The 23240-nt window shown below is 70.2% G+C and carries 21 protein-coding genes and 2 pseudogenes; 9 read left to right on the forward strand and 14 right to left on the reverse strand.

Annotated features, from left to right (window positions below):
- Window positions 1–44 precede the first annotated feature (44 nt).
- Complete coding sequence (locus IEY89_RS11685; protein WP_189147280.1) at window positions 45–1283, forward strand: DUF5919 domain-containing protein; 1239 nt, start codon at window positions 45–47, stop codon at window positions 1281–1283.
- Between the two features lie 111 nt (window positions 1284–1394).
- The gene (locus IEY89_RS11690; protein WP_189147281.1) at window positions 1395–2138 is read left to right on the forward strand and encodes a 3'-5' exonuclease; all 744 of its coding nucleotides are present in this window, start codon (window positions 1395–1397) and stop codon (window positions 2136–2138) included.
- A 180-nt stretch (window positions 2139–2318) separates the two neighbouring features.
- Here the strand turns inward: IEY89_RS11690 and IEY89_RS11695 are convergent, their stop codons facing one another.
- Window positions 2319–3305 (reverse strand): DMT family transporter, encoded by a 987-nt coding sequence (locus tag IEY89_RS11695; protein ID WP_229695170.1) that lies wholly within the window; start codon window positions 3303–3305, stop codon window positions 2319–2321.
- A gap of 94 nt (window positions 3306–3399) precedes the next feature.
- On the opposite strand from IEY89_RS11695, the gene IEY89_RS11700 reads away from it, so the two are divergent.
- Window positions 3400–4302: a LysR family transcriptional regulator gene (locus IEY89_RS11700; RefSeq protein ID WP_189147283.1), complete on the forward strand. Its 903-nt coding sequence runs from the start codon at window positions 3400–3402 to the stop codon at window positions 4300–4302.
- Window positions 4303–4386: 84 nt separating this feature from the next.
- Here the strand turns inward: IEY89_RS11700 and IEY89_RS11705 are convergent, their stop codons facing one another.
- Entirely contained in the window at window positions 4387–5253 is an 867-nt protein-coding gene (locus IEY89_RS11705; RefSeq protein WP_189147284.1) for a phosphotransferase enzyme family protein, read from the reverse strand.
- Window positions 5254–5448: 195 nt separating this feature from the next.
- Here IEY89_RS11705 and IEY89_RS11710 point away from each other — a divergent pair, with 195 nt between their 5' ends.
- The 4 genes and pseudogenes from IEY89_RS11710 to mgt all read left to right on the forward strand — a co-directional run bounded on the left by IEY89_RS11710 (window position 5449) and on the right by mgt (window position 9834).
- Window positions 5449–6387, forward strand: a complete 939-nt coding sequence (locus IEY89_RS11710; protein WP_189147285.1) for a carbohydrate ABC transporter permease — start codon at window positions 5449–5451, stop codon at window positions 6385–6387.
- The gene (locus IEY89_RS11715) at window positions 6384–7217 is read left to right on the forward strand and encodes a carbohydrate ABC transporter permease (RefSeq protein WP_189147286.1); all 834 of its coding nucleotides are present in this window, start codon (window positions 6384–6386) and stop codon (window positions 7215–7217) included. Before IEY89_RS11710 ends, IEY89_RS11715 begins: the two co-directional genes overlap by 4 nt.
- On the forward strand, window positions 7217–8497 hold the full coding sequence (locus tag IEY89_RS11720) for an ABC transporter substrate-binding protein (RefSeq protein WP_189147287.1): 1281 nt from the start codon (window positions 7217–7219) through the stop codon (window positions 8495–8497). The genes IEY89_RS11715 and IEY89_RS11720 overlap by 1 nt, the downstream gene beginning before the upstream one ends.
- A 16-nt stretch (window positions 8498–8513) precedes the next feature.
- Window positions 8514–9834, forward strand: a pseudogene (mgt, locus tag IEY89_RS11725) (macrolide-inactivating glycosyltransferase).
- A 126-nt stretch (window positions 9835–9960) separates the two neighbouring features.
- On the opposite strand, the gene IEY89_RS11730 reads toward mgt, so the two are convergent.
- Window positions 9961–12231: an MMPL family transporter gene (locus IEY89_RS11730; RefSeq protein WP_189147289.1), complete on the reverse strand. Its 2271-nt coding sequence runs from the start codon at window positions 12229–12231 to the stop codon at window positions 9961–9963.
- 235 nt (window positions 12232–12466) lie between these two features.
- On the opposite strand from IEY89_RS11730, the gene IEY89_RS11735 reads away from it, so the two are divergent.
- On the forward strand, window positions 12467–13048 hold the full coding sequence (locus tag IEY89_RS11735; RefSeq protein ID WP_189147290.1) for a DUF1697 domain-containing protein: 582 nt from the start codon (window positions 12467–12469) through the stop codon (window positions 13046–13048).
- A gap of 5 nt (window positions 13049–13053) precedes the next feature.
- Complete coding sequence (locus IEY89_RS11740; RefSeq protein ID WP_189147291.1) at window positions 13054–13464, forward strand: nuclear transport factor 2 family protein; 411 nt, start codon at window positions 13054–13056, stop codon at window positions 13462–13464.
- Between the two features lie 146 nt (window positions 13465–13610).
- Here the strand turns inward: IEY89_RS11740 and IEY89_RS40570 are convergent.
- The 11 genes and pseudogenes from IEY89_RS40570 to IEY89_RS11800 all read right to left on the reverse strand — a co-directional run.
- Window positions 13611–13835: pseudogene (locus tag IEY89_RS40570) on the reverse strand (aldo/keto reductase); the annotation flags it as partial.
- A 76-nt stretch (window positions 13836–13911) separates the two neighbouring features.
- Window positions 13912–14673: a sirohydrochlorin chelatase gene (locus tag IEY89_RS11750; RefSeq protein ID WP_189147292.1), complete on the reverse strand. Its 762-nt coding sequence runs from the start codon at window positions 14671–14673 to the stop codon at window positions 13912–13914.
- A 5-nt stretch (window positions 14674–14678) separates the two neighbouring features.
- Window positions 14679–15599: an ABC transporter permease gene (locus IEY89_RS11755; protein ID WP_189147293.1), complete on the reverse strand. Its 921-nt coding sequence runs from the start codon at window positions 15597–15599 to the stop codon at window positions 14679–14681.
- The gene (locus tag IEY89_RS11760) at window positions 15586–16371 is read right to left on the reverse strand and encodes an ABC transporter ATP-binding protein (protein WP_189147294.1); all 786 of its coding nucleotides are present in this window, start codon (window positions 16369–16371) and stop codon (window positions 15586–15588) included. The genes IEY89_RS11755 and IEY89_RS11760 overlap by 14 nt, the downstream gene beginning before the upstream one ends.
- Window positions 16372–16405: 34 nt before the next feature.
- Entirely contained in the window at window positions 16406–17512 is a 1107-nt protein-coding gene (locus IEY89_RS11765) for an ABC transporter substrate-binding protein (protein ID WP_189147295.1), read from the reverse strand.
- Window positions 17513–17741: 229 nt separating this feature from the next.
- Complete coding sequence (locus tag IEY89_RS11775; protein ID WP_189147297.1) at window positions 17742–19070, reverse strand: sulfate adenylyltransferase subunit 1; 1329 nt, start codon at window positions 19068–19070, stop codon at window positions 17742–17744.
- A 2-nt stretch (window positions 19071–19072) separates the two neighbouring features.
- Entirely contained in the window at window positions 19073–20011 is a 939-nt protein-coding gene (cysD, locus tag IEY89_RS11780) for a sulfate adenylyltransferase subunit CysD (protein WP_189147298.1), read from the reverse strand.
- Window positions 20008–20544, reverse strand: coding sequence for an adenylyl-sulfate kinase (cysC, locus tag IEY89_RS11785; protein WP_006381298.1), 537 nt, complete (start codon window positions 20542–20544; stop codon window positions 20008–20010). The genes cysD and cysC overlap by 4 nt, the downstream gene beginning before the upstream one ends.
- A gap of 44 nt (window positions 20545–20588) precedes the next feature.
- Entirely contained in the window at window positions 20589–21308 is a 720-nt protein-coding gene (locus IEY89_RS11790; RefSeq protein WP_189147299.1) for a phosphoadenylyl-sulfate reductase, read from the reverse strand.
- Window positions 21305–21484, reverse strand: coding sequence for a hypothetical protein (locus IEY89_RS11795; protein ID WP_189147300.1), 180 nt, complete (start codon window positions 21482–21484; stop codon window positions 21305–21307). The genes IEY89_RS11790 and IEY89_RS11795 overlap by 4 nt, the downstream gene beginning before the upstream one ends.
- Window positions 21481–23175: a nitrite/sulfite reductase gene (locus tag IEY89_RS11800; RefSeq protein WP_189147301.1), complete on the reverse strand. Its 1695-nt coding sequence runs from the start codon at window positions 23173–23175 to the stop codon at window positions 21481–21483. Before IEY89_RS11800 ends, IEY89_RS11795 begins: the two co-directional genes overlap by 4 nt.
- Window positions 23176–23240: the final 65 nt, after the last annotated feature.

A 23240-nucleotide genomic window follows, 5' to 3' on the forward strand; every position in this document is an offset into this window, starting at 1 on the left:
ATCGGCCACGGGGAGAGCTCGGGGGAGCGGAAGGCGGTGCGCGGGTGGGCTCGGGAGGGCTGGAGCTGCCCCCTGGTGACGAGGGTCACGAGGGGAACTCCACAGAGGTCCCGCCCGGCGCGGTGTCCCTGGCACGGCCGATGGAGACGGGCTCCATCGGACCGGAACTGGACTGGGACGCCGATGCCTGGCACGAGGTGCGTACACGCGCCCAGCGGGCCGGCCGGGCCTACATCTGGCTGAACCTGGTCGAACAGCGGCTGCGCGCGGTCGTGGCCGCCGTCCTGCGCCCCATCTACGAACCCGTCCACGGCGACGAGTGGGTGGTCGCCGCCGCCGGGCCGGCCGGCCAGGAGTGGGTGCAGCGCGCGGTCGCCGTACGCGAAGTCAGCCGCCGCAAGGGCTACTTGCTCGACCCGGCCGACGACAACGTCCTCAGCTTCCTTACCCTGCCCCAGCTTCGTGAGCTGATGGTGCAGCACTGGCCGTGCTTCGAGCCGTACGTCGACGAGCGCCGCGACGTCGAACTCGCCCTGGACGAGCTGGAGGTCACCCGCAACGTCGTCTCCCGCAACCGGGCCCTGTCCGAGGCCGTCCTCGGCCAGGCCGAGCGGGCCTCGGGCAAGCTCCTGGAGACCCTCGGCGCGGGCGGTGACGTGCCCTCCGCGCGCCGTCTGCCGGTGGACGCGGTCGAGGACCTGGTGGGCGAACGGTACGGGGACGTGGTCGCCGTACACACCGACCGCGTACGGCTGATGCGCCAGTTCCCGGCCGAGGACATCTTCGGCGGAGCGCGTCGCCTCGACGCCATCGGTATCGGTCTCAACCTGCTCGTGCAGAACTTCTCCGGGCGGCGGCTGGTGCGGCTGGCGGAGTCGGGCTGCCGGGTGAGGCTGCTGTTCCTGAACCCCGCGTCCAGCGCGGTGAAGCGACGTGAGCGGGAACTCGGCATCAAACGGGGCGAGTTGAGCCGGGCCGTGGAGATGAACATCCTGCACATGCGCCGGGTGCGGTCGAAGCTGCGCGACCCGGGCGCCTTCGAGATCCAGGTCTTCGACGAGACGCCCCGCTTCACGGCCTACCTCGTCGACGGGGACGGCTCGGACGGGGTCGCGATCGTGCAGACGTATCTGCGCCGGACGCGGGGGATGGAGGCGCCGGTGCTGGTGCTGCGGGGCGGGAGCCGGGTGGTCAAGGCGGGCGCGGCAGAGGAGATCGGCCTTTTCCCGACATATCGCGAGGAGTTCGAGGTGGCCTGGGCGGATTCACGTCCGGTGTCCTGACCTGCCTGTCTTCCTCAAACGGAATGCGGTCCTCTGATTGTCAGTGGCTCATGGGATCGTGGAGACCACTGGGGGAAAGCACCACCAAGAAGGCAAGAAGGGGGGCCGGGCATGGGCTGGCACCATGAGCTGCTGATCGGTTTCGACCTGGAGACGACCGGAACGGATCCGAGCGAGGCGCGCATCGTCACCGGCGCGGTGATCGAGGTGAGGGGCGGTGAGCCGCTCGGCCGCCGGGAATGGCTGGCCGATCCGGGTATGGAGATCCCGGCGGACGCGGTGGCGGTGCACGGCATCACCAACGAGCGCGCCACCAGCGAGGGCAGGCCGGCGGACCAGGTCGCGGACGCGATGGCGGACGTGCTGGCGACGTACTGGAAGACGGGCGTGCCGGTGGTCGCCTACAACGCGAACTTCGACCTCACCCTGCTCTCCGCGGAGTTGCGACGCCACGGCCTGCCGTCCCTGCGGGAGCGGCTGGGCGGTCTGGAGCCGGCTCCGGTGATCGACCCGTACACGATCGACCGCTCCGTCGACCGCTACCGGCGCGGCAAGCGCAACCTCGAAGCGGTGTGCAGGGAGTACGGCGTCTCGCTGGACGCGGCTCACGACGCGTCGGCGGACGCGCTGGCGGCGGCGCGGCTGGCGTGCGCGATAGCCGAGCGGCACCCCAAGGTCGCGGCGCTCGGGCCGGTGGAACTGCATCGACGTCAGATCGAGTGGTACGCGGAGTGGGCGGCGGATTTTCAGAGCTTCCTGCGGCGCAAGGGGGAGGCCGACGCGGTGGTCGACGGGACGTGGCCTGTGCGGGGGGTGGTGGGCGAGATCTCCCACCCACCCGCTCGTTTCCAGTAGGTTCACCAGGCGCCCTCGAACCCAGGCTCATTCAGCGAGTCCGGCGTTCGACGGCTGACGTTGCTGCAGTCCAGGTCGGGCTTCCCACCCGCCCACGCGTTCACCGCATCCGTTCGGCGTCGGCTCGCATCTCCGGCCCGTCTGGGGTCCCCCTCTGGGGGAGTTTGAGGACGAGCGCGTTCAGCGCGATGGGGGGTCTGGGGGCGCGGCCTCCGGGGACAGGATGGGACGGGGAGGGGCGGCGGGGGCGAGGAACTTGGCCTGTGCCGCGCGGTGGGCGCGTTCCACCGACTGCCCCCAGTACGTGCCCGTGACCATCAGCGTCGCACCCAGCGCCGTGAGCGGAGTCAGATGCTCACCGCCCAGGGCGATCCCGATCGCGGCAGCCCAGATCGGCTCCGTCCCCAGCAGCAGGCTGGCCCGGCTCGCCGACGTACGCTGCACGGCCCACGTCTGGGCGAGGAACGCGAACACGCTGCAGAACAGCGCGAGATAGAGCAACTGCGTCCACGTCCCGGAGTCGGCGCGAACGAGCGTCGGCAGGTCGGGAGCGGCGGCCGGCAGGAACAGAGCCGTGCCGATCACGGTCTGGAGTGTCGTGAGGTGAAGGGGGCGGATCGGCCGGCCCGTGGTGAGGCGTCCGACCAGCGCCACGTGGACCGCCCGTACCAGCGCCGCGCCGAGCATCAGCAGGTCGCCCAGCCGCAGCGCGTGGAAACCGTTGCCGGACATGAGCAGGCCCACGGCCAGGACACAGACGCCGGCGGCGGCGTAGAAGGCGGGGGGCAGCCCGCCGGGGTGTCCGGCGCGGTCGAGCAGCGGGGTGAGTACGATGGTCAGGCTGATGATCAGGCCCGCGTTGGCGGCGGTCGTGTGGGCGACCCCGTAGGTCTCCACGACAAGGACGGCCGCCTGCGTGACCCCGAGCGGCAGCCCGGCCCGCACCTCCTCCCGGGTCCACAGCCGGGAGCCGCTGCCCGGCGCCCGTTCCTTCCCCCGCCCGGCGGCGATCAGGCCCAGACAGGCGAGCGCGGAGAGGGCGTAGCGTGCGAAGAGGACCACGAGGACGGGCAGGGCGGAGGTGGCCGTCTGGGCGGACAGATAACTGGAACCCCAGACGAGCGCGACAAGGAGGAGTACCGCATCGGTACGTCGGGAGTCGGACACGCGCCTACCGTGCACCGGCATCAACCATGAAGGCTAGAACCACCTTCTTCATCGATCTTTCAGTTTCCCTACACTGGGTGCCTACACTGGCCCCATGGACGAACGTCAGCTGCGGATCCTGCGCGAGCTCGGTGAGCTGGGCAGCGTCACCGCGGTCGCCGACGCACTGCTCGTCACGCCCTCGGCGATCTCCCAGCAGCTGCGACTGCTCCAGCGCGCCATCCCGGTCCCGCTCACCGAGCGGCAGGGGCGCCGGCTGGTGCTGACCGACGCCGGGCAGGCGCTCGCGGGCGCGGCGACCGAGGTGGAGTCGGCGCTGGCACGGGCCCGGCACACCGTCGAGGAGTTCCTGGACCGGCCGGACGGGGAGGTGTCCGTGGCGGCGTTCCACAGCGCGGGCGCCGCCTTCTTCCCGCTGCTGCTGCGGGCCCTCGCCGGACCGGACGGGCCGGTGCTCGCGCTGGCCGACGAGGACGTGACGCAGGACGACTTCCCGCCGCTGACCCGGGAGTACGACCTTGTCCTCGCCCACCGTCTGGAGCACGCCCCGCCCTGGCCGCGCACGGTGGCGGCGACCCCGCTGCTGCGCGAACCCCTCGACGTGGCCATGCCCGCCGACCATCCGCTCGCCGCCAAACGCCGAGTGACCCCGAGCGATGTGGCCGACCAGCCCTGGATCGCCGTACACGACGGCTTCCCGATCATGGCGACGATCGAGGCCATCGCCACCGCGGCGGGCCGCAGGCCCCATCTCGCCCATCGCATCAACGAGTTCGCGGTGGCGGCGGAGGCGGTCGCCGCCGGGGGAGGCCTCGCACTGATGCCCCGATGGACCTCCCGCCCGCACCCCGCCCTCGTCCTCAAGCCCCTCAGCGGAGTTCAGGCCAGACGCCGTATCGACGCCCTCCACCGCCCGGAACGAACAGCCCGCAGGGCGGTACGAACGGTACTGACGGAACTGCAGCGAGCAGCACAGACAATCAGGGCCGAGGAGTAACCCACCTAGCGCGGGGAACTGCGCGACAAGCCACACACGGCCCGCACCCGCCTGACAACAGCGGGCCCCCCACCCAATAGGCGCTCAGAACGGATACCACCGCACAGTCGAGTCCCCCGCCCGCAAGGACCCCACCCGCCGCGAGAACTCCACCAACGCCTTCGGATTGACAGGCGCATGCTGCGCCACCCACGCACAGCTGGCCGTCTCCCGCGCCCCGCGCAACACGCCACACCCGTCCCACTCCCGCACATCCCACCCGTACGCCTCCGTGAACGCGTCGTAGGACTCGGCAGGGAGGGCGTACCGGTCGTGGGACAGAGCCATGACCACCAGATCGTGTTCGCGCAGGTCGGCGGAGAAGGTCTCCAGATCGACGAGGACCGGGCCGGTGGGGCCGATGTGGACGTTGCGGGGGAGCGCGTCGCCGTGGATCGGGCCCGGCGGGAGCTGCGGGGTGAGCGCGGCGGCGGCTGCGGCGAAACCGTCGCGGCGCTCGCGCAGGTATGCGGCGTCCGCCGGGTCGATCGCGTCGCCCGCGAGCCGCAGCCAGCGTTCGACGCCGCCCAGGAGCTCGCGGGGCGGCAACGTGAAGGAGCGGGGGAGCGGCAGGGCGTGCACGATCCGTAGGAGTTCGGCCAAATCCCGGGAACCGGCCGGGCGTACGGGATCGGGCAGCCGGTGCCACACCGTCACCGGGTGCCCCTCGACGAGGTGCGCCGTCGGGTCGGCCGCCCGTACCGCCGGGACGTACGCCTCGGCGAGCCAGAGCGCGATGTCCAGTTCCCGTCGCGCACGGTCGAGGAGTTCGGCGTCGCGGCCCACCTTGACGACCAGGTCACCGGCGGCGAACACGGCGTTCTCGCCCAGCGCGAGGAGCCGTGCGTCCGGGGCCGTGCCGGGCAGTACGCCCGCCGTTGCCAGTACGTCCCGGGCCAGTGCCTCGTCCATCGTCCGCCTCCCGCGCAGTTCCCTCGTACCCGGCCGTCCAGCTCCGTGTACGTCCGCGAACGGCGTCGGGTTCACGCCATCCGCCGGTCAGTGTCGCATTCGCACTGGTGGGAGCGTGTGCGCGGTGCCTTGACGGGCCACCCGGGCTTCACGACCATGACGGGGCCACCTTGGGCGACCAAAGGAGCCGAGCACGTGACATGGGTGACCGGGTCGGGCCGGCCGGCCGAGCGTGACACCCGCGCCGGACCGGGTGGCGGTCGGATCTCCGGCCACGGCGCCTGGTTCCTCGTCCTGCCCGCCCTGATCCCGATCCTCGTCCTGAGCGTGGGACCGCTGCTGTACGGGATCCTGCTGGCGTTCACCGACGCCCAGTCCGGCCGTACCGCGTCCACCCGGTGGATCGGCACGCTCAACTTCCAGGATCTGCTGCACGACACGCTGTTCTGGGAGTCGTTCCGGATCGGGCTGGTCTGGGCGGTCGGGGTGACCGTGCCGCAGTTCCTGCTCGCCCTCGGTCTGGCCCTCCTTCTCCACCAGGAGTTACGGCTGCGCTGGCTGGCCCGCGCCCTCGCGATCATCCCGTGGGCGATGCCCGAGGTCGTCGTCGGCATCATGTGGCGGCTCGTCTACAACGCGGACGCCGGTGTCCTCAACGAGACGCTGCGCGACCTGGGCCTGGGCGACGGCCGCGACTGGCTGAGCGGCCTGGGAACCGCGCTGCCCGCCGTCATCGTCGTCGGTGTCTGGGCGGGGATGCCGCAGACGACGGTCGCCCTGCTCGCCGGGCTGCAGAACACCCCGCGCGAACTGCACGAGGCGGCGGCCATGGACGGCGCCGGTGCCTGGCGCCGCTTCCGGACGGTCACCTGGCCCGCCCTGCGGCCGGTCGCGCTCGCCATCACCGCCCTCAACCTGATCTGGAACTTCAACTCCTTCGCCCTGGTGTACGTCCTGACGAACGGCGGGCCCGGCGGGCGTACCCGGCTTCCCATGCTCTTCGCCTACGAAGAGGCCTTCCGCTACGGCCAGTTCGGCTATGCGGCGGCGATGGGGTGTGTGATGGTCGCGCTGATCTCCGTCCTTCTCGCACTGTTCCTCGTCGGCCGGCTGAGGGGAGGTGAGGAGAGTTGAGGACGCGCAAGAGCGCTCGCGTCGGCCAGTACGCGGCCCTCCTCGCCTATCTCGCCTTTCTGGCCCTCCCGTTCCTCTGGCTCCTGTCCACCGCCTTCAAGTCCCCCCGCGAACTGGGCAGTCCGCACCCCAGCTGGATCCCGGAGGACCCCACTTTCGGCAACTTCCGGCAGGCTTTCGACGAGCAGCCGCTGCTGCACGCCGCGTCCAACTCCCTGCTCGCGGCGGCCTCGGCCGCGCTGGTCGCCGTACTGCTCGCGACCCCGATGGCGTACGTCATGGCCAGGCACCGCACACTGCTCGGCCGGGCGGCGACCGGGTGGGTGGTGGTCAGCCAGGCGTTCCCGTTCGTACTGGTGATCATCCCGCTGTTCCTGGTGCTGAAGAACCTGCGGCTGATCGACTCCGTCTTCGGGCTGGTGATGGTGTACGTGGTGTGGTCGTTGCCGTTCGCACTGTGGATGCTCGTCGGGTATGTACGGGCCGTGCCCGCCGAGTTGGAGGAGGCGGCGGCCGTCGACGGCGCCGGACGGCTGCGCACCCTGGTCTCCGTCACGGCGCCGCTTCTCGCGCCGGGGATCGTGGCTACGGCCCTGTTCGCGTTCATCACAGCCTGGAACGAGTTCTTCTTCGCCCTGGTGCTCCTCAAGACCCCGGAGAAGCAGACCCTGCCGGTCGTCCTCACGCACTTCATCGGCGCGGAGGGCGTGGCGGATCTCGGCCCGCTGGCAGCCGCCGCGTTTCTGGCGACGCTGCCCTCGCTCGTCGTGTTCGCGCTCATCCAACGCCGGATCACGGGCGGCATGACGGCCGGGGCGGTGAAGGGCTGATGCGCGCGCGATGGACCGTCTTCCTCGCCCTCCTGCTGCTTCTCGCGGGCTGCACAGGCGGAGGCGACACCGCCACGGACGGCAGGATCACCCTCCGTTTCCAGTCCCTCGCCTGGCAGGACGAGTCCGTGGCCGTCAACAAGGCGCTGGTGAAGGAGTGGAACGCGACCCATCCGGACGTCAGGGTCGAGTATGTGCAAGGGAGTTGGGACAGCATCCACGACCAGCTGCTCACCTCCTTCGAGGGTGGTGAGGCCCCTGACGTCATCCATGACGCCTCGGACGACCTGGCGGACTTCGCGTACGGCGGCTATCTCGCCGATCTGCGCGAGCTGCTGCCCGAGCGGCTCAAGTCCGATATTCCGCAGCGTAGTTGGGAGACGACGACGTTCGGGGACGGCGTCTACGGCGTGCCGTTCCTCCAGGAGCCGCGGGTACTGATCGCCAACGCGAAGTGGTTGCGGGAGGCGGGCGTACGCATCCCGACCCCCGAACAGCCTTGGAGCTGGCCGGAGTTCAGGCAGATCACCCGGCAGCTCAGCGGCGACGGCAGGTACGGCGTGGCCTGGCCGCTCAAGGAACCCGTCTCCGCCACGCTCAACCTGTCGCTGTCGGCGGGCGGGCAGCTGTTCCACCGGGGCGCGGACGGCAAGGTGACCGTCCGCTTCGCAGCGCCCGAGCAAGTGGTCCCCCGAACGATCCACGACCAGGTCAACTCCGATGACAGCGCGTCGAGTTCGACGCTGGGCAGCGGCGGCTCCGACACCCTGCCCGGGTTCTTCGGCGGCCGGTACGCGATGGTCCCGCTCGGCTTCTCCTACCGGCAGCAGATCGCGCAGCAGGCACCGAAGGGCTTCGAGTGGCAGGTGCTGCCCGCACCGGCGGGCGCCGACGGACTCACCCAGGGTGTCAGCCCGCAGACCCTCTCCATCGCCGAGGACAGCCGACACCAGCGGGAAGCGGCCGAGTTCATCGACTTCATGCTGCGCCCCGAGAACATGGTCCGCCTCGCCCTCGGTGACTGGATGCTCCCCACGGGCACCCAGGCCCTGAAGTCCCCTTCCCTGCGGACCCGGAAGGACGGCTGGGCCACGGGCACCGCCCTCGCCACCCACCTCCGCTCGGCCCCCGCCCAGTCGGTACGCGGTTACCCGGAGTGGAAGGACAAGGTCGCGACACCGGCGTTCCAGGAGTACTACAGCGGGGCGATCGACCTCCACGAACTGCGCAAACGCCTGGAGGACGACGGGAACCTGGTGCTGGCGCGCTATCAGCGGTGAGGCGCGGCCCGATGGGATCCCGCGAAAGAGATTGCACGAGACGTATCGTCTCGTTTACGGTCGGGAGCATGACTACCGCCCGCACGGCTACCGCTCGCGTGGCCTCCGCCCACATCGCCATGTTCTCCATCGCCGCCCACGGCCACGTGAACCCCAGCCTTGAGGTGATCCGCGAGCTGGTGGCCCGCGGCCACCGTGTCACCTACGCGATTCCGCCCGCCTTCGCCGAGAAGGTGACCGAGGCCGGGGCGGAGCCCGTGCTCTACACCTCGACGCTGCCGGGCCCCGAAGCGGACCCGGAGGCGTGGGGCGCCACCCTCCTCGACAACGTCGAGCCCTTCCTCGCCGACGCCGTCCAGGCGCTCCCGCAGCTCATCGAGGCGTACGAGGGCGGTGCGGGAGGCGAGGGAGGCGAGGGGCGCGAGGATGACGTACCGGACCTCGTCCTGCACGACATCGCCTCCTACCCGGCCCGCGTCCTCGCCCACCGCTGGGGTGTCCCCGCGATCTCCCTCTCGCCGAATCTCGTCGCCTGGGAGGGGTACGAGGAGGAGGTCGCCGAGCCGATGTGGGCCGAGCCCCGGCAGACGGAGCGGGGGCGGGCCTACTACGAACGGTTCGAGAGCTGGCTGAAGGAGAACGGGATCACCCAGCACCCCGATCCCTTCGTCGGCCGCCCCGCCCGCTCCCTCGTCCTGATCCCCAAGGCGTTGCAGCCGAACGCCGACCGCGTCGACGAGCGTGTCCACACCTTCGTCGGTGCCTGCCAGGGCGACCGCGCCGCCCAGGGGGACTGGCAGCGGCCCGCCGGCGCCGAGAAGGTGGTCCTCGTGTCGCTCGGGTCCGCCTTCACCAAGCAGCCGGAGTTCTATCGCGAGTGCGTGCGGGCCTTCGCCGACCTGCCGGGGTGGCACCTGGTGCTTCAGGTCGGCAGGCATGTCGACGCCGGCGAGCTGGGACCCGTCCCGCCCCATGTCGAAGTGCGGTCCTGGGTAGCGCAGTTGGCGGTCCTGCGGCAGGCCGACCTGTTTGTCACGCATGCGGGGGCCGGTGGCAGCCAGGAGGGGCTGGCCACCGCCACGCCGATGATCGCCGTACCGCAGGCCGTCGACCAGTTCGGCAACGCCGACATGCTGCAGGGGCTCGGGGTCGCCCGCCATGTGCCCATGGAGGAGGCGACCGCCCGGACGCTGCGCGCGGCTGCCCTCGCGCTCGTGGACGATCCGGAGGTCGCCCGGCGGCTCGCGGAGGTCCAGGCCGTGATGGCGGGGGAGGGCGGCACCCGGCGGGCCGCCGATCTGATCGAGGCCGAGCTGCCGGCCGTACGAACGGAGTGAGCGACAGGAGCGACATGAGCGACTTCGACGAGAAGAGGGCCCGTTGGCTCCCCGGTGACCAACGGGCCCTCAGATCAAGGGACGTGCAGGGTGTTCAAGCGGTGTGGAGAGTGGGTGAGGGAATGCTCAGACCCCTACCCGATCGCCCTCCACGGCAGGCGGCGGAGGCGGTGACACGGGCTCCGGGGCCTCGTCGTGCGTCAGGTCCGGCAGGCGGTCGAGCCACTTCGGGAAGTACCAGTTGCGCTCGCCGAGCAGCGCCATCACCGCAGGCAGCAGCACACCCCGGATGATCGTCGCGTCGATGAGCACCGCGGCCGCGAGGCCCACACCCATCTGCTTCATGGACTGCATCGACAGCGTCCCGAAGATGGCGAACACGGCGACCATGATGACGGCGGCACTGGTGACGACCCCGGCGGTGGTGACCACCCCGTGCTGGATCGCGTCCTTCGTCGTACGCCCCCGCAGATGCGCCTCGCGGATACGGGAGACCACGAACACGTGGTAGTCCATCGACAGGCCGAACAGGATCACGAACAGGAACAGCGGCAGCCAGGTGACGATGGCGCCTACGCCCTCCGCGCCCACCAGCGCTGCGCCCCAGCCGTGCTGGAAGACGGCGACCAGGATGCCGTAGGCCGCCCCGACCGAGAGCAGGTTGAGCACGATCGAGGTGATCGCGATCGTCAGGGAGCGGAACGACAGGAGCATCAGCAGGAAGGCGAAGACGACCACGAAGGCGAAGACCGGGGTGACCGCGCCGGCCAACTGGTCGTTGAAGTCCTTCGAGCCCGCGACCTGCCCGGTGATCGGCGCCTCGACGCCGTCCACCTTGCCGAGTGTGGCCGGGCGCACCTCGTCGCGCAGCTTGTCCAGGCTCTCGGCCGCCTTGTCCTGGTCGGAGCCGCCGACCAGCGGGACGTACACGAAGGCGATGTTCTCGGCGTCGTGCAGCTTGATGTCCACCGGACCGCGCGAGGCGCCCGAACTGATCGCCCGCTCACGGAAGTCGGCGAGAGCGGACTGCACGTCGGCCGCGTTGATGTCCCGCGCCTTGACGATCACCTCGGCCGGCTCGGAGCCGCCGGGGAACGCGTCGTTGACTCGGTTGTAGGTGCCGACGATCGGCAGCGAGTCGCCGAACTCCTGGTCCAGGGTGAGGTTCTGGGTCTTCATCCCGAGCGCGGGCGCGGCCACGGCGAGCAGAGCACCGGCAGCGACCACCAGTGAGATGGCGGGCCTGGCGAGGACGACCTTCAGGACGGCCGTCCAGAACCGGCTCTCCCCGTTGCCCTTGCCGCTGGTGCCGTTCCTGCGCCGCCTGTCCGGGTGCAGGAAGGGGATCCTGCCCTTCTCGACCCGCTCACCGAGCAGCGACAGCAGCGCCGGAAGGACCGTCACCGAACCGACCATGGCGACCGCCACGACCATCAGCGAGGCCAGTCCCATCGCCTCGAACGAGGCGAGCCCGGTGAACAGCATGCCCGCCATCGCCACGCACACCGTGACACCGGAGACGACGATCGCGCGGCCACTGGTCGCCGCGGCGATCTGGAGCGCGGCCTCCGGACTGCGGCCCGCCGCCCGCTCCTCGCGCTCCCGGCGCAGATAGAACAGGCAGTAGTCGACGCCGACGGCGAGACCGACGAGCAGCATCACGGAACTGGCGGTGTCGTCCATCGGCTGGAGGTGGCTGACGATGCCCATCAGACCCATCGTCGCCATGATCGCGGTGACCGCCAGCGCCACCGGCAGCAGCGCCGCCACCAGCGCACCGAACGCGATCAGCAGAATTCCGAGGGCCACCGGTACGGCGGACAGCTCGGCCCTCTTGAAGTCTTCACCGAAGGCGTCGTCGAACGTCTTGTTCATACTGGCGCCGCCGATCTCCTCGATCCGCAGCTCCGAGTGCTTCTTCTGCACGTCCGCGACGGCCTTCAGCACCGGCTCGACCCGCTCGCCCGCCGTCTCGGCGTCACCCCGCATGTCGAACTGGACGAGCGCGCTGCGACCGTCCTTCGAGAAGGTGTCCGTGTCGTACGGGGACTGGACGTCCGTGACCTTGCCGGTCCCGTCGACCGCCTTCATGACGTCGGCGACGGCCGCCCGGAACGCGGCGTCCGTGGTCTTGACGCTCGTGTCCTTCGCCTGGATGAGGACGGTTTCGCTCGCGGGTTCGTCGATCCCGGCGTCCTCGATGATCTTGGCGGCCGTGTGGGTCTCGCCCCCCAGCTGGTCGCTCTCCTTGATTTCGACACTGCCGGCCGCCGTGCCCAGACCCATCGCCAGGACGACGAACAGCACCCAGATCCCGACGGCCGCCCAGCGATGCTTGGCGCTCCAGCCGCCGGCCCGGGCTGCTATGCCCCGTACCCGCGTTTCTCCGTTCCCCATGATGGGCCTGCCCCCTTGTAAGCGGCGACAGCGCCCTGCCATCACCTTTAGTTCGAAGGTATGGGCAGGGTAAGGACGTCTCATCGTGCTTGCCGGTGAGGTGAGGCCGGCGAAAGTCCTCCCGTCGGGTACCCGCGTCTCCCCACTGGGTAGGACACCGGCCCCCTACATCTAAAAGACGATCTCGGGGTGGTTCGTCAGGGGGACTGTCAGTGGGCCGCCTTATGGTGAGCGGATGACGACAGGTGAGCAGGCGACGACCACCTACGCGGCGCTGCTGCGCGGCATCAACGTGGGCGGCAACAAGAAGGTCCCGATGGCCGAGCTGCGCACGCTGCTGGAGGGCCTCGGGTACGACGCGGTACGGACGTATCTGCAGAGCGGCAACGCCGTGTTCGCCACCGGTCGCGGGGACGAGGAGTCCCTCGCCGGGGAGATCGCCGAGGCCATCGAGCGGCATTTCGGATTCACCGTCGACGTGATCGTGCGCGACCACGCCCAGCTGCGGGCGATCAGGGACAACTGCCCTTTCCCCGCAGCCGAGTTGGAGGGCAAGCAACTCCACGTCACCTACTGCTCCACCCCCGTCGACGAGAGCCGCTTCGCGCACATCGACCGGGCCGCCCACCTCCCCGAGGAGTTCCGGCTCGGAGACCGCGCGCTGTACCTGTACGCGCCCGACGGGCTCGGCCGCTCCAAACTCGCCGAGCAGCTCGCCAAGCCCCGGTTCGCGAAGGGCCTGATCGCGACCACCCGCAACTGGAACACCGTCGTGAAGCTGGTCGAGCTGACCGGGGACGAGACCCCGGGGAAGTGAGTCCCATGCGTGACGCCCACCATGACGAGGTTCGCGACCCGGCCGTGGAGGCCGCCATCGAGGCCGAGCTACGGCTGCTCGACCCGGAGGTCCGCGGCTCACCCGAGCTGACCGGAGCGCTGCTGCACCCCGGGTTCCACGAGTTCGGCGCCTCGGGGCGGCACTGGGACCGGGCGTCGATCATCGCGTCCCTCGCCGCGACCACCGAACCGGGAGCCCGCCCGTTCGCCGTCTCGCACATGAAGGGCGTACGGCTCGCCGCCGACCTGGTCCACCTCACCTTCGACACCGAGAGCAACGGCCGCCGCGCCCACCGGAGTTCACTCTGGCGACGGCACACGGAAGGCGACGGCTGGCTGCTGTACTTCCACCAGGCGACACCGTTCGACGACGGGGACGGAGCCGGGGCCGGCTGACCTACCGGCGTTCCAGGCGCGCCAGTTCGTCCCCGGACAGCCGTACGGGCCCGGCGTCCAGGTTCTCCTCCAGGTGTACGAGGGAGCCGGTGCCCGGGGGTCGGGCAGAGCACCGGGGAGCGGTGCGGCAGCCAGGCCGGCGCGAGCTGGGCCGGGGTCGCTCCGTGCGCGGCGGCGACCTCCGCGCACGCCGGGTCCGACGCCAACTCGCCGTTGCCCGGCGGAAACCACGGCAGGAACGCGATGCCGTGCGCCTCGCACAGCTTCAGCAGTGGCTCGGAGGAGCGGTCGAGGAGGTGATAGCGGTTCTGGGCGGACGCGATCGGTCCGATGCCGGTCAGGGAGCTGATGCGCCCGGCGGACCAGGCGATGGAGGCCGGCCGGGCGGTCCAGGCCGGTCGTCACCTTCCCGTCGCCCGCCCGGAGACCGGGCGAACCGGGGCACCTCTACGCACTCACCGCGGCCCGCCCCGGCAACGGCATCCGTACCGCCGCCTCCGCGTACCGCCGCAGCAGCAGCCGGGCCACCTCGGGCGCCGGTCCCAGGACGTCGGCGAGGATGTCCGCCCGCTCCGCGCCCCGTGCGATGCGGTCCGGGAGGAAGCCCGGGGCGAGGACGTAGGGCGCGACGGCGACCCGCTGGCAGCCCAGCTCCCGCAACTCCCGTACGGCGTCCTCGGTGCGCGGAAGGGATGCGGAGGCGAACGCGGGCCGCACGGCGCACCAACCGGTGTGCCGCCACTCCCGCGCGATGTCAGCGATCACCGCGATCGCCTCCGGGTCGGTGGACCCCGCCGAGGCCAGCACGACCCCGGTCGAGGACTTGTCGGCGGGCGTCAACCCCGCCTCGTACAGGCGCCGTTCGAGCGCCGAGAGGAGCAGCGGGGACGGGCCCAGCACCTCCGCCTGGCGGATGTTCAGCTGCCTCGGCGCGTCCCGAAGGACCGCCGGGATGTCCGCCTTCGCGTGGAAGGCGCGGGTCAGGAGGAGGGGCAGGGCCACCACATCCCGTACGCCCTCCGCCGCCAGGGACTCCAACACTCCTTGTACGGACGGGATGTTGAAGTCCAGGAAGCCGGTCTCCACGCGCAGCCCCGGCCGCAGCGACCGTACGCGCCGCACGAGGGCGTGCACGGTCGCCGCGTGCCGCGGGTCGCGGCTGCCGTGGGCGATGACCACGAGGACGGGGCTGACCGGCTTGTCGTACATGGGTCTCAGCTCTTCACCAGGAGGCCGCGGCTGCGGAGCACCCGTCGTTCCAGCGGGCTGAAGATCAGCAGGTCGACGGCGATACCGACGAAGAGGATCAGGAAGATCGCCTCGAAGATCATCGGCATGGAGCTGGCGTTGCGGCCGTTCTCCAGCAGGGCGCCCAGACCGATGCCCAGGTCGGGGGAGGAGGCGATGATCTCCGCCGCCATCAGCGAGCGCCAGGAGAACGCCCAGCCCTGCTTCAGACCGGCCAGATAGCCCGGCAGCGAGGCGGGCAGGACGATGTGCCAGGCACCCTTCCACCCGGTCGCGCCCATTGTGCGGCCCGCCCGCAGGAACAGCGGCGGCACCTGGTCGATGCCGGAGACCAGACCGTTGGCGATGGACGGGACCGCGCCGAGCAGGATCACCGCGTACATCATCGAGTTGTTCAGACCCAGCCACAGGACCGCCGGCGGCACCCATGCCACCGAGGGCAGCGACTGGAGTCCCGACAGGACCGGTCCGATCGCCGCGCGCACGAACTTCACGCGGGCCACGATCAGACCCAGCGGGGTGCCGATCGCCAGTGCCAGCAGGAAGCCGAGCAGACCGCGCTCGGCACTGGTCCAGATGTAGCCGAGAAGCTTGCCCTTCAGCCAGGCGTCCTTGAACTCGGCCGCGACATCGCCGGGCGAGGGCAGCCTGGTCGGGTCGGTGACGACGTTGAAGGTGATCAGCGCCTGCCAGATCACCAGCACCACACCGGTCGCGATGAGCGGCGGGAGGATCTTGGCGCGGAAGGTCACCGAGAAGGGCGTGCGCGCGGTGGCCACGTTCTCCAGGGCGTCCAGACCGGCCTCCAGGCCGGCGGTCTGACGGTTGCCGTCGGCCTGCGCCTGGCGCGTGTCGGTCAGGCCCGACTTCGTGTCACTGCTGGCCATGACGGCGGATCTCCCCACGCAGTTGTTCGGTGATCTCGATGGACAGTTCGGCCACGGGGGCGTCCTCGATGCGGCGCGGCTGCGGGATGTCCACCGTCCACTCGTGCGCCACCCGGCCCGGCCGGGACGACAGCAGGACGACGCGCTGCGCGAGCCGCACCGCCTCCCGCACGTTGTGCGTGACGAACAGGACGGAGACACCCGTCTCCGCCCAGATCCGGGTCAGCTCGTCGTGCAGGACGTCACGCGTGATCGCGTCGAGTGCCGCGAACGGCTCGTCCATCAGCAGCAGTCGGCTCTCCTGCGCCAGCGCACGCGCCAGTGCGACCCGCTGGCGCATACCGCCGGACAGCTCGTGCACCCGCTTGTCGTACGAGCCCTGCAGCCGGACGAGGGCGAGCAGCTCATCGGCGCGACCGCGCCGCTCGTTCTTCGGAACTCCCCCCAGTTTCAGAGCGAGTTCGATGTTCTTGCCTGCGGTCAGCCACGGGAAGAGGGCGTGCTCCTGGAACATCAGAGCGGGACGCCCGTCGGTCTTGATACTGCCCGCGCTCGGGTCGTCGAGACCCGCGACGAGGTTGAGCAGGGTGGACTTGCCGCAGCCCGAGGCCCCCAGGAGGGTGACGAACTCACCCGGTGCGACATCGAGCGTGATGTCGTCGAGGACGAGCTGCTGCCCGGCGGGCCCGGCGAAGGACTTCGATACGTGCTCGATGCGGGCGGCGTAGTCGACTGACTCGGCCCGTTCGGCCTTGGCGATCGCGGTGGCCATGGTCGTCACCTCCTGGGAACTCTCGGGATCGGGGCTACTTGACGCCGAGACCGGCGTCGTCGACCGGACTCTCGCCCGCGGCCTTGAGGACGTTGTTGAGCGGCGTGAGGTCGTAGATGCCCGTCAGCAGCGGGTCCTCCAGCAGACCGGCCTTGACCGCGTGCTCCGCCTCGGTGTTGAGGGTGGAGGCCAGCGGGTCGTTGGTGAACTGGATGGACTTCCACGCCGGGTCCAGGACCGCGGCAGGCAGCTCCTTGCCGGAGTCGATGCCCAGCTGCGCGTTGGCCGCGGCCTTCGCCGCGTCGGAGTTGGCGTTGATCCACTTGTTGGTGTCGACCGAGGCCTTCAGGACCGCCTCGACGGCCTTCGGGTGCTCCTTGAGGAACTTCTGCGACACGATGATGTTCGTGATCACGAACTTCTTGTCCGGCCACAGGTCCGCCTCGTCGAGCAGCACCTTCGCGCCCTCGGCGACCAGCTTGGACGCGGTCGGTTCGGGCACCCAGGCACCGTCGATGGAACCGGACTTGTAGGCGTCCGGGGTGACCTTGTTGTCGGTGCGGACGACCGACACATCGCCCTTGCCGCTCTCCGCGTCGACCTTCCAGCCCTGATCGGCGATCCAGTTGAGGAACGCCACGTCCTGGGTGTTGCCCAGCTGCGGGGTGGCGATCTTCTTGCCCTTGACGTCCTTGACGGACTTGATCTTCTTCGGGTCGACGACGAGCTTCACACCGCCGGACGCCGAACCGCCGATGATGCGGAGGTTGGTGCCCTTGGACTTGGTGTAACCGTTGATCGCCGGGGAGGGGCCGATCCAGCCGATGTCGATGGAACCGGAGTTGAGGGCCTCGATCTCGGACGGGCCGGCGTTGAAGACCTGGTACTTCGCCTCCGTGGCGCCCAGCGCCTTCTGGAAGTACCCCTTGTTCACACCGACCAGCGCCGTGCCGTGGGTCAGGTTGCCGAAGTAGCCGATCTTGACGGAGTCGAGCCCGTCGATCTTCTGGGCGCCGGCGGCGACCTTGGCGGTGGTGTCGTCGTCCTTCGCCTCGGAGCCGTAGCCGCAGGCGGCGAGGGTGAGAAGGGGGAGCGCGGCGAGCACAGCGAGTGTGCGGCGTACGGCGGTCTTGGCAGGCACGGGAGGGGTTCCTCTCGTTGGCCCGGCGGTCACGCCCTCAGGTCGTGGCCGGGAGGTCGGCAGGTCTTCGTCGATGTCGGGACGTCCGGTGGGGGGACAGGGCGCGCAGGCGGTGCGCGTACGTCAGCACGCACATCGCGCGACTCCGCCCTGCCCGCTGCCGAGGGCGCCGCTGCCGACGCGGCCGCCCTCCTTCGCGAACGTGGAGTAGTAGTCGGTGCAGTTCATGTCAGAAGTCCCACCCGTCGTCCTCGGCCACGTCCTTGACGGGCTCCGGGGACGCGAACGACTCGCCGACCATGCCCGCGGTGAGCGTGGTGCCGTCGTTCGGGTCGATCAGGATGAACGAGCCGGTGCGCCGCGAGTCGGCGTACGAGTCGACGGGCAGCGGCTCCGCGGTGCGGATCTTCACGCGGCCGATGTCGTTGGCGACGAGCTGTCCCGGATGCGGGTGCAGGGACAGGTCGTCGAGCGTGAGACGGGACGGGATGTCCTTGACGATCGCCTTCACCGTGCGGGTGCCGTGCTTGAGGAGCACCCGGTGGCCGACCGTCAGCGGCGCGTCGGCGACATGGCACACGGTCGCCTCGACGTCCTGCGTGGTCGGCGGCGCGTCCTTGCTGGGCACGATCAGATCGCCGCGCGAGATGTCGATGTCGTCCTCCAGGAGGACGGTCACCGACTGTGTGGTCCAGGCGATGTCGACCGGCTTGCCGAGCAGGTCGATACCGGCGATCCTCGACGCGTGGCCGGACGGCAGGACCGTCACGGACTCGCCGACGCGGAAGGAGCCGGCGGCGATCTGGCCCGCGTAGCCCCGGTAGTCGGGGTGCTCGGCGGTCTGCGGCCGGATCACGTACTGCACGGGGAGCCGGGCGTGGCAGTGGCTCAGGTCGTGGGCGACCGGGACCGTCTCCAGGTGCTCCAGGAAGGTGGGCCCGCCGTACCAGTCCATGTTCGCGGACGGGTCCACCACGTTGTCGCCGGCCAGCGCCGAGATCGGGATCGCGGTGATCTCCGGGACGCCCAGCTCCAGCGCGTACGCCGTGAACTCCTCGGCGATCGCGGCGAACACGGACTCCTGGTAGTCGACGAGGTCCATCTTGTTGACGGCGAGCACCACGTGCGGGACCCGCAGCAGGGCAGCGAGGGCGGCGTGCCGCCGGGTCTGCTCGACGACGCCGTTGCGGGCGTCGATCAGGATCACCGTCAGCTCGGCCGTGGAGGCACCCGTCACCATGTTGCGGGTGTACTGCACGTGACCGGGCGTGTCGGCGAGGATGAACCGGCGCTTCGGCGTGGCGAAGTAGCGGTACGCCACGTCGATCGTGATGCCCTGCTCGCGCTCGGCGCGCAGGCCGTCCGTGAGCAGCGCGAGGTCGGGGGTCTCCTGGCCGCGGCTCGCCGAGGCGCGCTCCACGGCTTCCAGCTGGTCGGTGAGGATCGACTTGGAGTCGTGCAGGAGCCGGCCCACGAGGGTGGACTTGCCGTCGTCGACGGAACCGGCGGTGGCGAACCGCAGGAGCGTGGTCTCGGGGAGTTCCGTGGTCGTGCTCATGGCTAGAAGTACCCCTCGCGCTTGCGGTCTTCCATCGCTGCCTCGGACATCTTGTCGTCGGCGCGGGTGGCGCCCCGCTCGGTGAGCCGGGAGGCGGCGATCTCGGCGATGACGTCGTCCAGTGTCACGGCGTCGGAGTCGACGGCGCCCGTGCAGGACATGTCACCGACGGTGCGGTAGCGGACCTGCCGCTTCTCGACGGTCTCGTCGGCCTTCGGGCCGCCCCACTCGCCGGCGGTCAGCCACATCCCGGCCCGCTGGAACACCTCACGCTCGTGCGCGAAGTAGATGTCCGGCAGCTCGATGCCCTCACGGGCGATGTACTGCCAGACGTCGAGCTCGGTCCAGTTGCTCAGCGGGAACACGCGGACGTGCTCGCCGGGTGCGTGCCGCCCGTTGTAGAGGTTCCACAGTTCGGGACGCTGGCGGCGCGGGTCCCACTGCGAGAACTCGTCCCGGAGGGAGAACACCCGTTCCTTCGCCCGGGCCTTCTCCTCGTCACGCCGGCCGCCGCCGAAGACGGCGTCGAACCTCTCGGCCTGGATCTTCTCCGTCAGCGGCAGCGTCTGGAGCGGGTTGCGGGTCCCGTCCGGGCGCTCCTTCAGCACACCGCGGTCGATGTAGTCCTGCACGGAGGCGACATGCAGCCGCAGACCGTGCCGGTCGACCGCGCGGTCGCGGTACTCCAGCACCTCGGGGAAGTTGTGCCCGGTGTCCACGTGCAGCAGCGTGAAGGGGACCGAGGCCGGGGCGAACGCCTTCAGCGCCAGGTGCAGCATGACGATGGAGTCCTTGCCGCCGGAGAACAGGATCACCGGCCGCTCGAACTCACCCGCCACCTCACGGAAGATGTGCACGGCCTCGGACTCCAGCGCGTCCAGGTGGGAGAGGGCGTACGGCACGCCGGTACCCTCCTCCACCTTGGCAACGGTCGTCGTCATGCCAGTCCCCTCTCGGTGAGCAGCGCGTGGACCGCCGCCGCGGACTCCTGGACGGTCTGGTCCTGCGACTCGATGCGCAGATCCGGCGTCTCCGGCTCCTCGTACGGGTCGTCGACCCCGGTGAGCCCGGTCAGCTCGCCCGCGGCCTGCTTGGCGTACAGACCCTTCACATCGCGTACGGAGCACACCTCGACCGGGGTCGCCACATGCACCTCGACGTACGCGGTGCCGCTCTCCTGGTGCCGCTTGCGCACCGCCTCGCGGCTGTCCGCGTACGGCGCGATCACCGGGACCAGCGTCTTGACGCCGTTACGGGCGAGCAGCTCGGCGAGGAAGCCGATGCGCTGCACGTTCGTGTGCCGGTCCTCGCGGCTGAAGCCGAGGCCCGCCGAGATGAACTCACGGATCTCGTCGCCGTCCAGCACCTCGACGAGGTGGCCCTCCTCGCGCAGCCGGCCGGCCAGTTCGTACGCGATGGTGGTCTTGCCGGCGCTCGGCAGACCCGTGAGCCATACGGTGGCTCCGGTCGTCACTGGTATCTCCTGGTCCTCGGGGGTCGCTGTCTCGGTCTGCGTCATCAGCCGTGCAGCCCGCACTCGGTCTTGCCGCGGCCCGCCCAGCGGCCGGCGCGCGCGTCCTCGCCCTCCAGCACCCGGCGGGTGCAGGGCGCGCAGCCGACGGACGCGTAGCCGTCCATCAGCAACGGGTTGGTGAGTACGCCGTGTTCGGCGACGTACGCGTCCACGTCGTCCTGCGTCCAGCGGGCGATCGGGGAGACCTTGACCTTCTGCCGCTTCTCGTCCCAGCCGACGACCGGGGTGTTCGCCCGGGTGGGGGACTCGTCGCGGCGCAGGCCGGTCGCCCAGGCCGCGTACCCCTGGAGGCCCCGCTCCAGGGGCTCGACCTTGCGCAGCCTGCAGCACAGGTCGGGGTCGCGGTCGTGCAGCTTCGGGCCGTACTCGGCGTCCTGCTCGGCGACACTCTGGACGGGGGTGAGGGTCAGGACGCGGACGTCCATGACGGCCTCGACCGCGTCGCGGGTGCCGATGGTCTCGGGGAAGTGGTAGCCGGTGTCGAGGAACACCACGTCTACCTTGGTGTCGCCGGGCATGGCACGGGACGCGAGGTGGGCGACCACCGCGTCCTCCATGGAGGAGGTCACACAGAAGTTCTTACCGAAGGTGGCTGTGGCCCACGTGAGAATCTCCAGTGCGGAGGCGTCCTCCAGGTCACGTCCCGCCTGCTCGGCGAGCGCCTTCAGGTCGTCGGTCGTACGGTCTTCCTGAACGGTGGTCATATCTCGTCCCCTCCCGTTTCCGGCTGCCGAAGTCCGCGGGCGAGCAGCCCGAGGAACTTCAACTGGAAGGCTCGATTGCAGGCTCCGCATTCCCAGGCGCCATGGCTCGCTTCGTTCGGGCGCAGGTCCTCGTCGCCGCAGTAGGGGCAGTGGAAGGGGGCGGCGCGCTCGCTCATGAGAGGGACTCCTCGCCGGCCCGCGCGGCCCACGTGGCGAACCGCTCGCCGTCCTCGCGCTCCGCCTGGAAGTTCTTCAGCACGCGCTCGACGTAGTCCGGCAGCTCTTCCGAAGTCACCTTCAGACCACGGACCTTACGGCCGAAACCGGCCTCCAGACCGAGGGCGCCGCCCAGGTGGACCTGGAAGCCCTCGACCTGCTCACCCTCGTCGTTCAGGACCAACTGGCCCTTGAGACCGATGTCCGCGACCTGGATACGGGCGCAGGCGTTCGGGCAGCCGTTGATGTTGATGGTGATCGGCTCGTCGAACTCCGGGATCCGGCGCTCCAGTTCGTCGATCAGCGAGGCGCCGCGCGCCTTCGTCTCGACGATCGCGAGCTTGCAGTACTCGATGCCGGTGCAGGCCATCGTGCCGCGCCGGAACGGGGAGGGCTTCGTGGTGAGGTCGAGTGCCTCCAGGCCCTCGACGAGCGAGGCGACCTGCCCCTCCTCGACGTCGAGCACGATCATCTTCTGCTCGACGGTGGTGCTCAGGCGGCCCGACCCGTGGGCCTCGGCGAGGTCGGCGATCTTCGTCAGCAGCGTGCCGTCCACGCGGCCGACGCGCGGGGCGAAACCGACGTAGAAGCGGCCGTCCTTCTGACGGTGCACGCCGACGTGGTCGCGCCAGCGCTCGACGGGCTGGGCCGGGGCCGGGCCGTCGGTCAGCTTGCGCTTCAGGTAGTCGTCCTCAAGGACCTGGCGGAACTTCTCCGCACCCCAGTCGGCGAGCAGGAACTTCAGGCGGGCGCGGGTGCGCAGTCGCCGGTAGCCGTGGTCGCGGAAGATCGAGATGACGCCCTCGTAGACGTCCGGGACCTCGTCGAGCGGGACCCAGGCACCCAGGCGCTGGCCGATCTTCGGGTTGGTGGAGAGGCCGCCGCCGACCCAGACGTCGAAGCCGGGGCCGTGCTCGGGGTGCTCCACGCCGACGAACGCGACGTCGTTGATCTCGTGCGCCACGTCGAGCAGCGGCGAGCCGGAGATCGCCGACTTGAACTTGCGGGGGAGGTTCGAGAAGTCCTTGTTGCCGATGATCCGGCGCTGGATCACCTCGATGGCGGGCGTGCCGTCGATGATCTCGTCCTCGGCGATCCCGGCGACCGGCGATCCGAGGATGACGCGGGGCGTGTCACCGCAGGCCTCGGTGGTGGACAGGCCGACCGCTTCGAGACGTTCCCAGATCGCCGGGACGTCCTCGATACGAATCCAGTGGTACTGGACGTTCTGCCGGTCAGTGAGGTCGGCCGTGCCGCGCGCGAACTCCTGCGAGATCTCGCCGATCACCCGCAGCTGGCCGGTGGTGAGCCGGCCGCCGTCGATCCGGACGCGCAGCATGAAGTACTCGTCGTCCAGCTCCTCCGGCTCCAGGATCGCGGTCTTGCCGCCGTCGATCCCGGGCTTGCGCTGCGTGTACAGGCCCCACCAGCGCATCCGGCCGCGCAGATCGTTGGGGTCGATCGAGTCGAAGCCCCGCTTGGAGTAGATCGTCTCAATGCGTGTCCGCACGTTGAGACCGTCGTCATCCTTCTTGAACTGCTCGTTCCCGTTGAGCGGGGTGAAGTGACCCGCGGCCCACTGACCCTCACCACGGTGACGGCTCACCTTGCGGCGGGGCGCGGCGGCAGGGTTCTGCGGGGTGGCGGCCATGATTCTTACGTCCTTCGGGACAGGCGGAAAGCGGCTCTTACCTGCGCGTACGGGCGCATGGTCAG

This window comes from Streptomyces lacrimifluminis (assembly GCF_014646095.1).
GTDB classification, from domain to species: domain Bacteria; phylum Actinomycetota; class Actinomycetes; order Streptomycetales; family Streptomycetaceae; genus Streptomyces; species Streptomyces lacrimifluminis.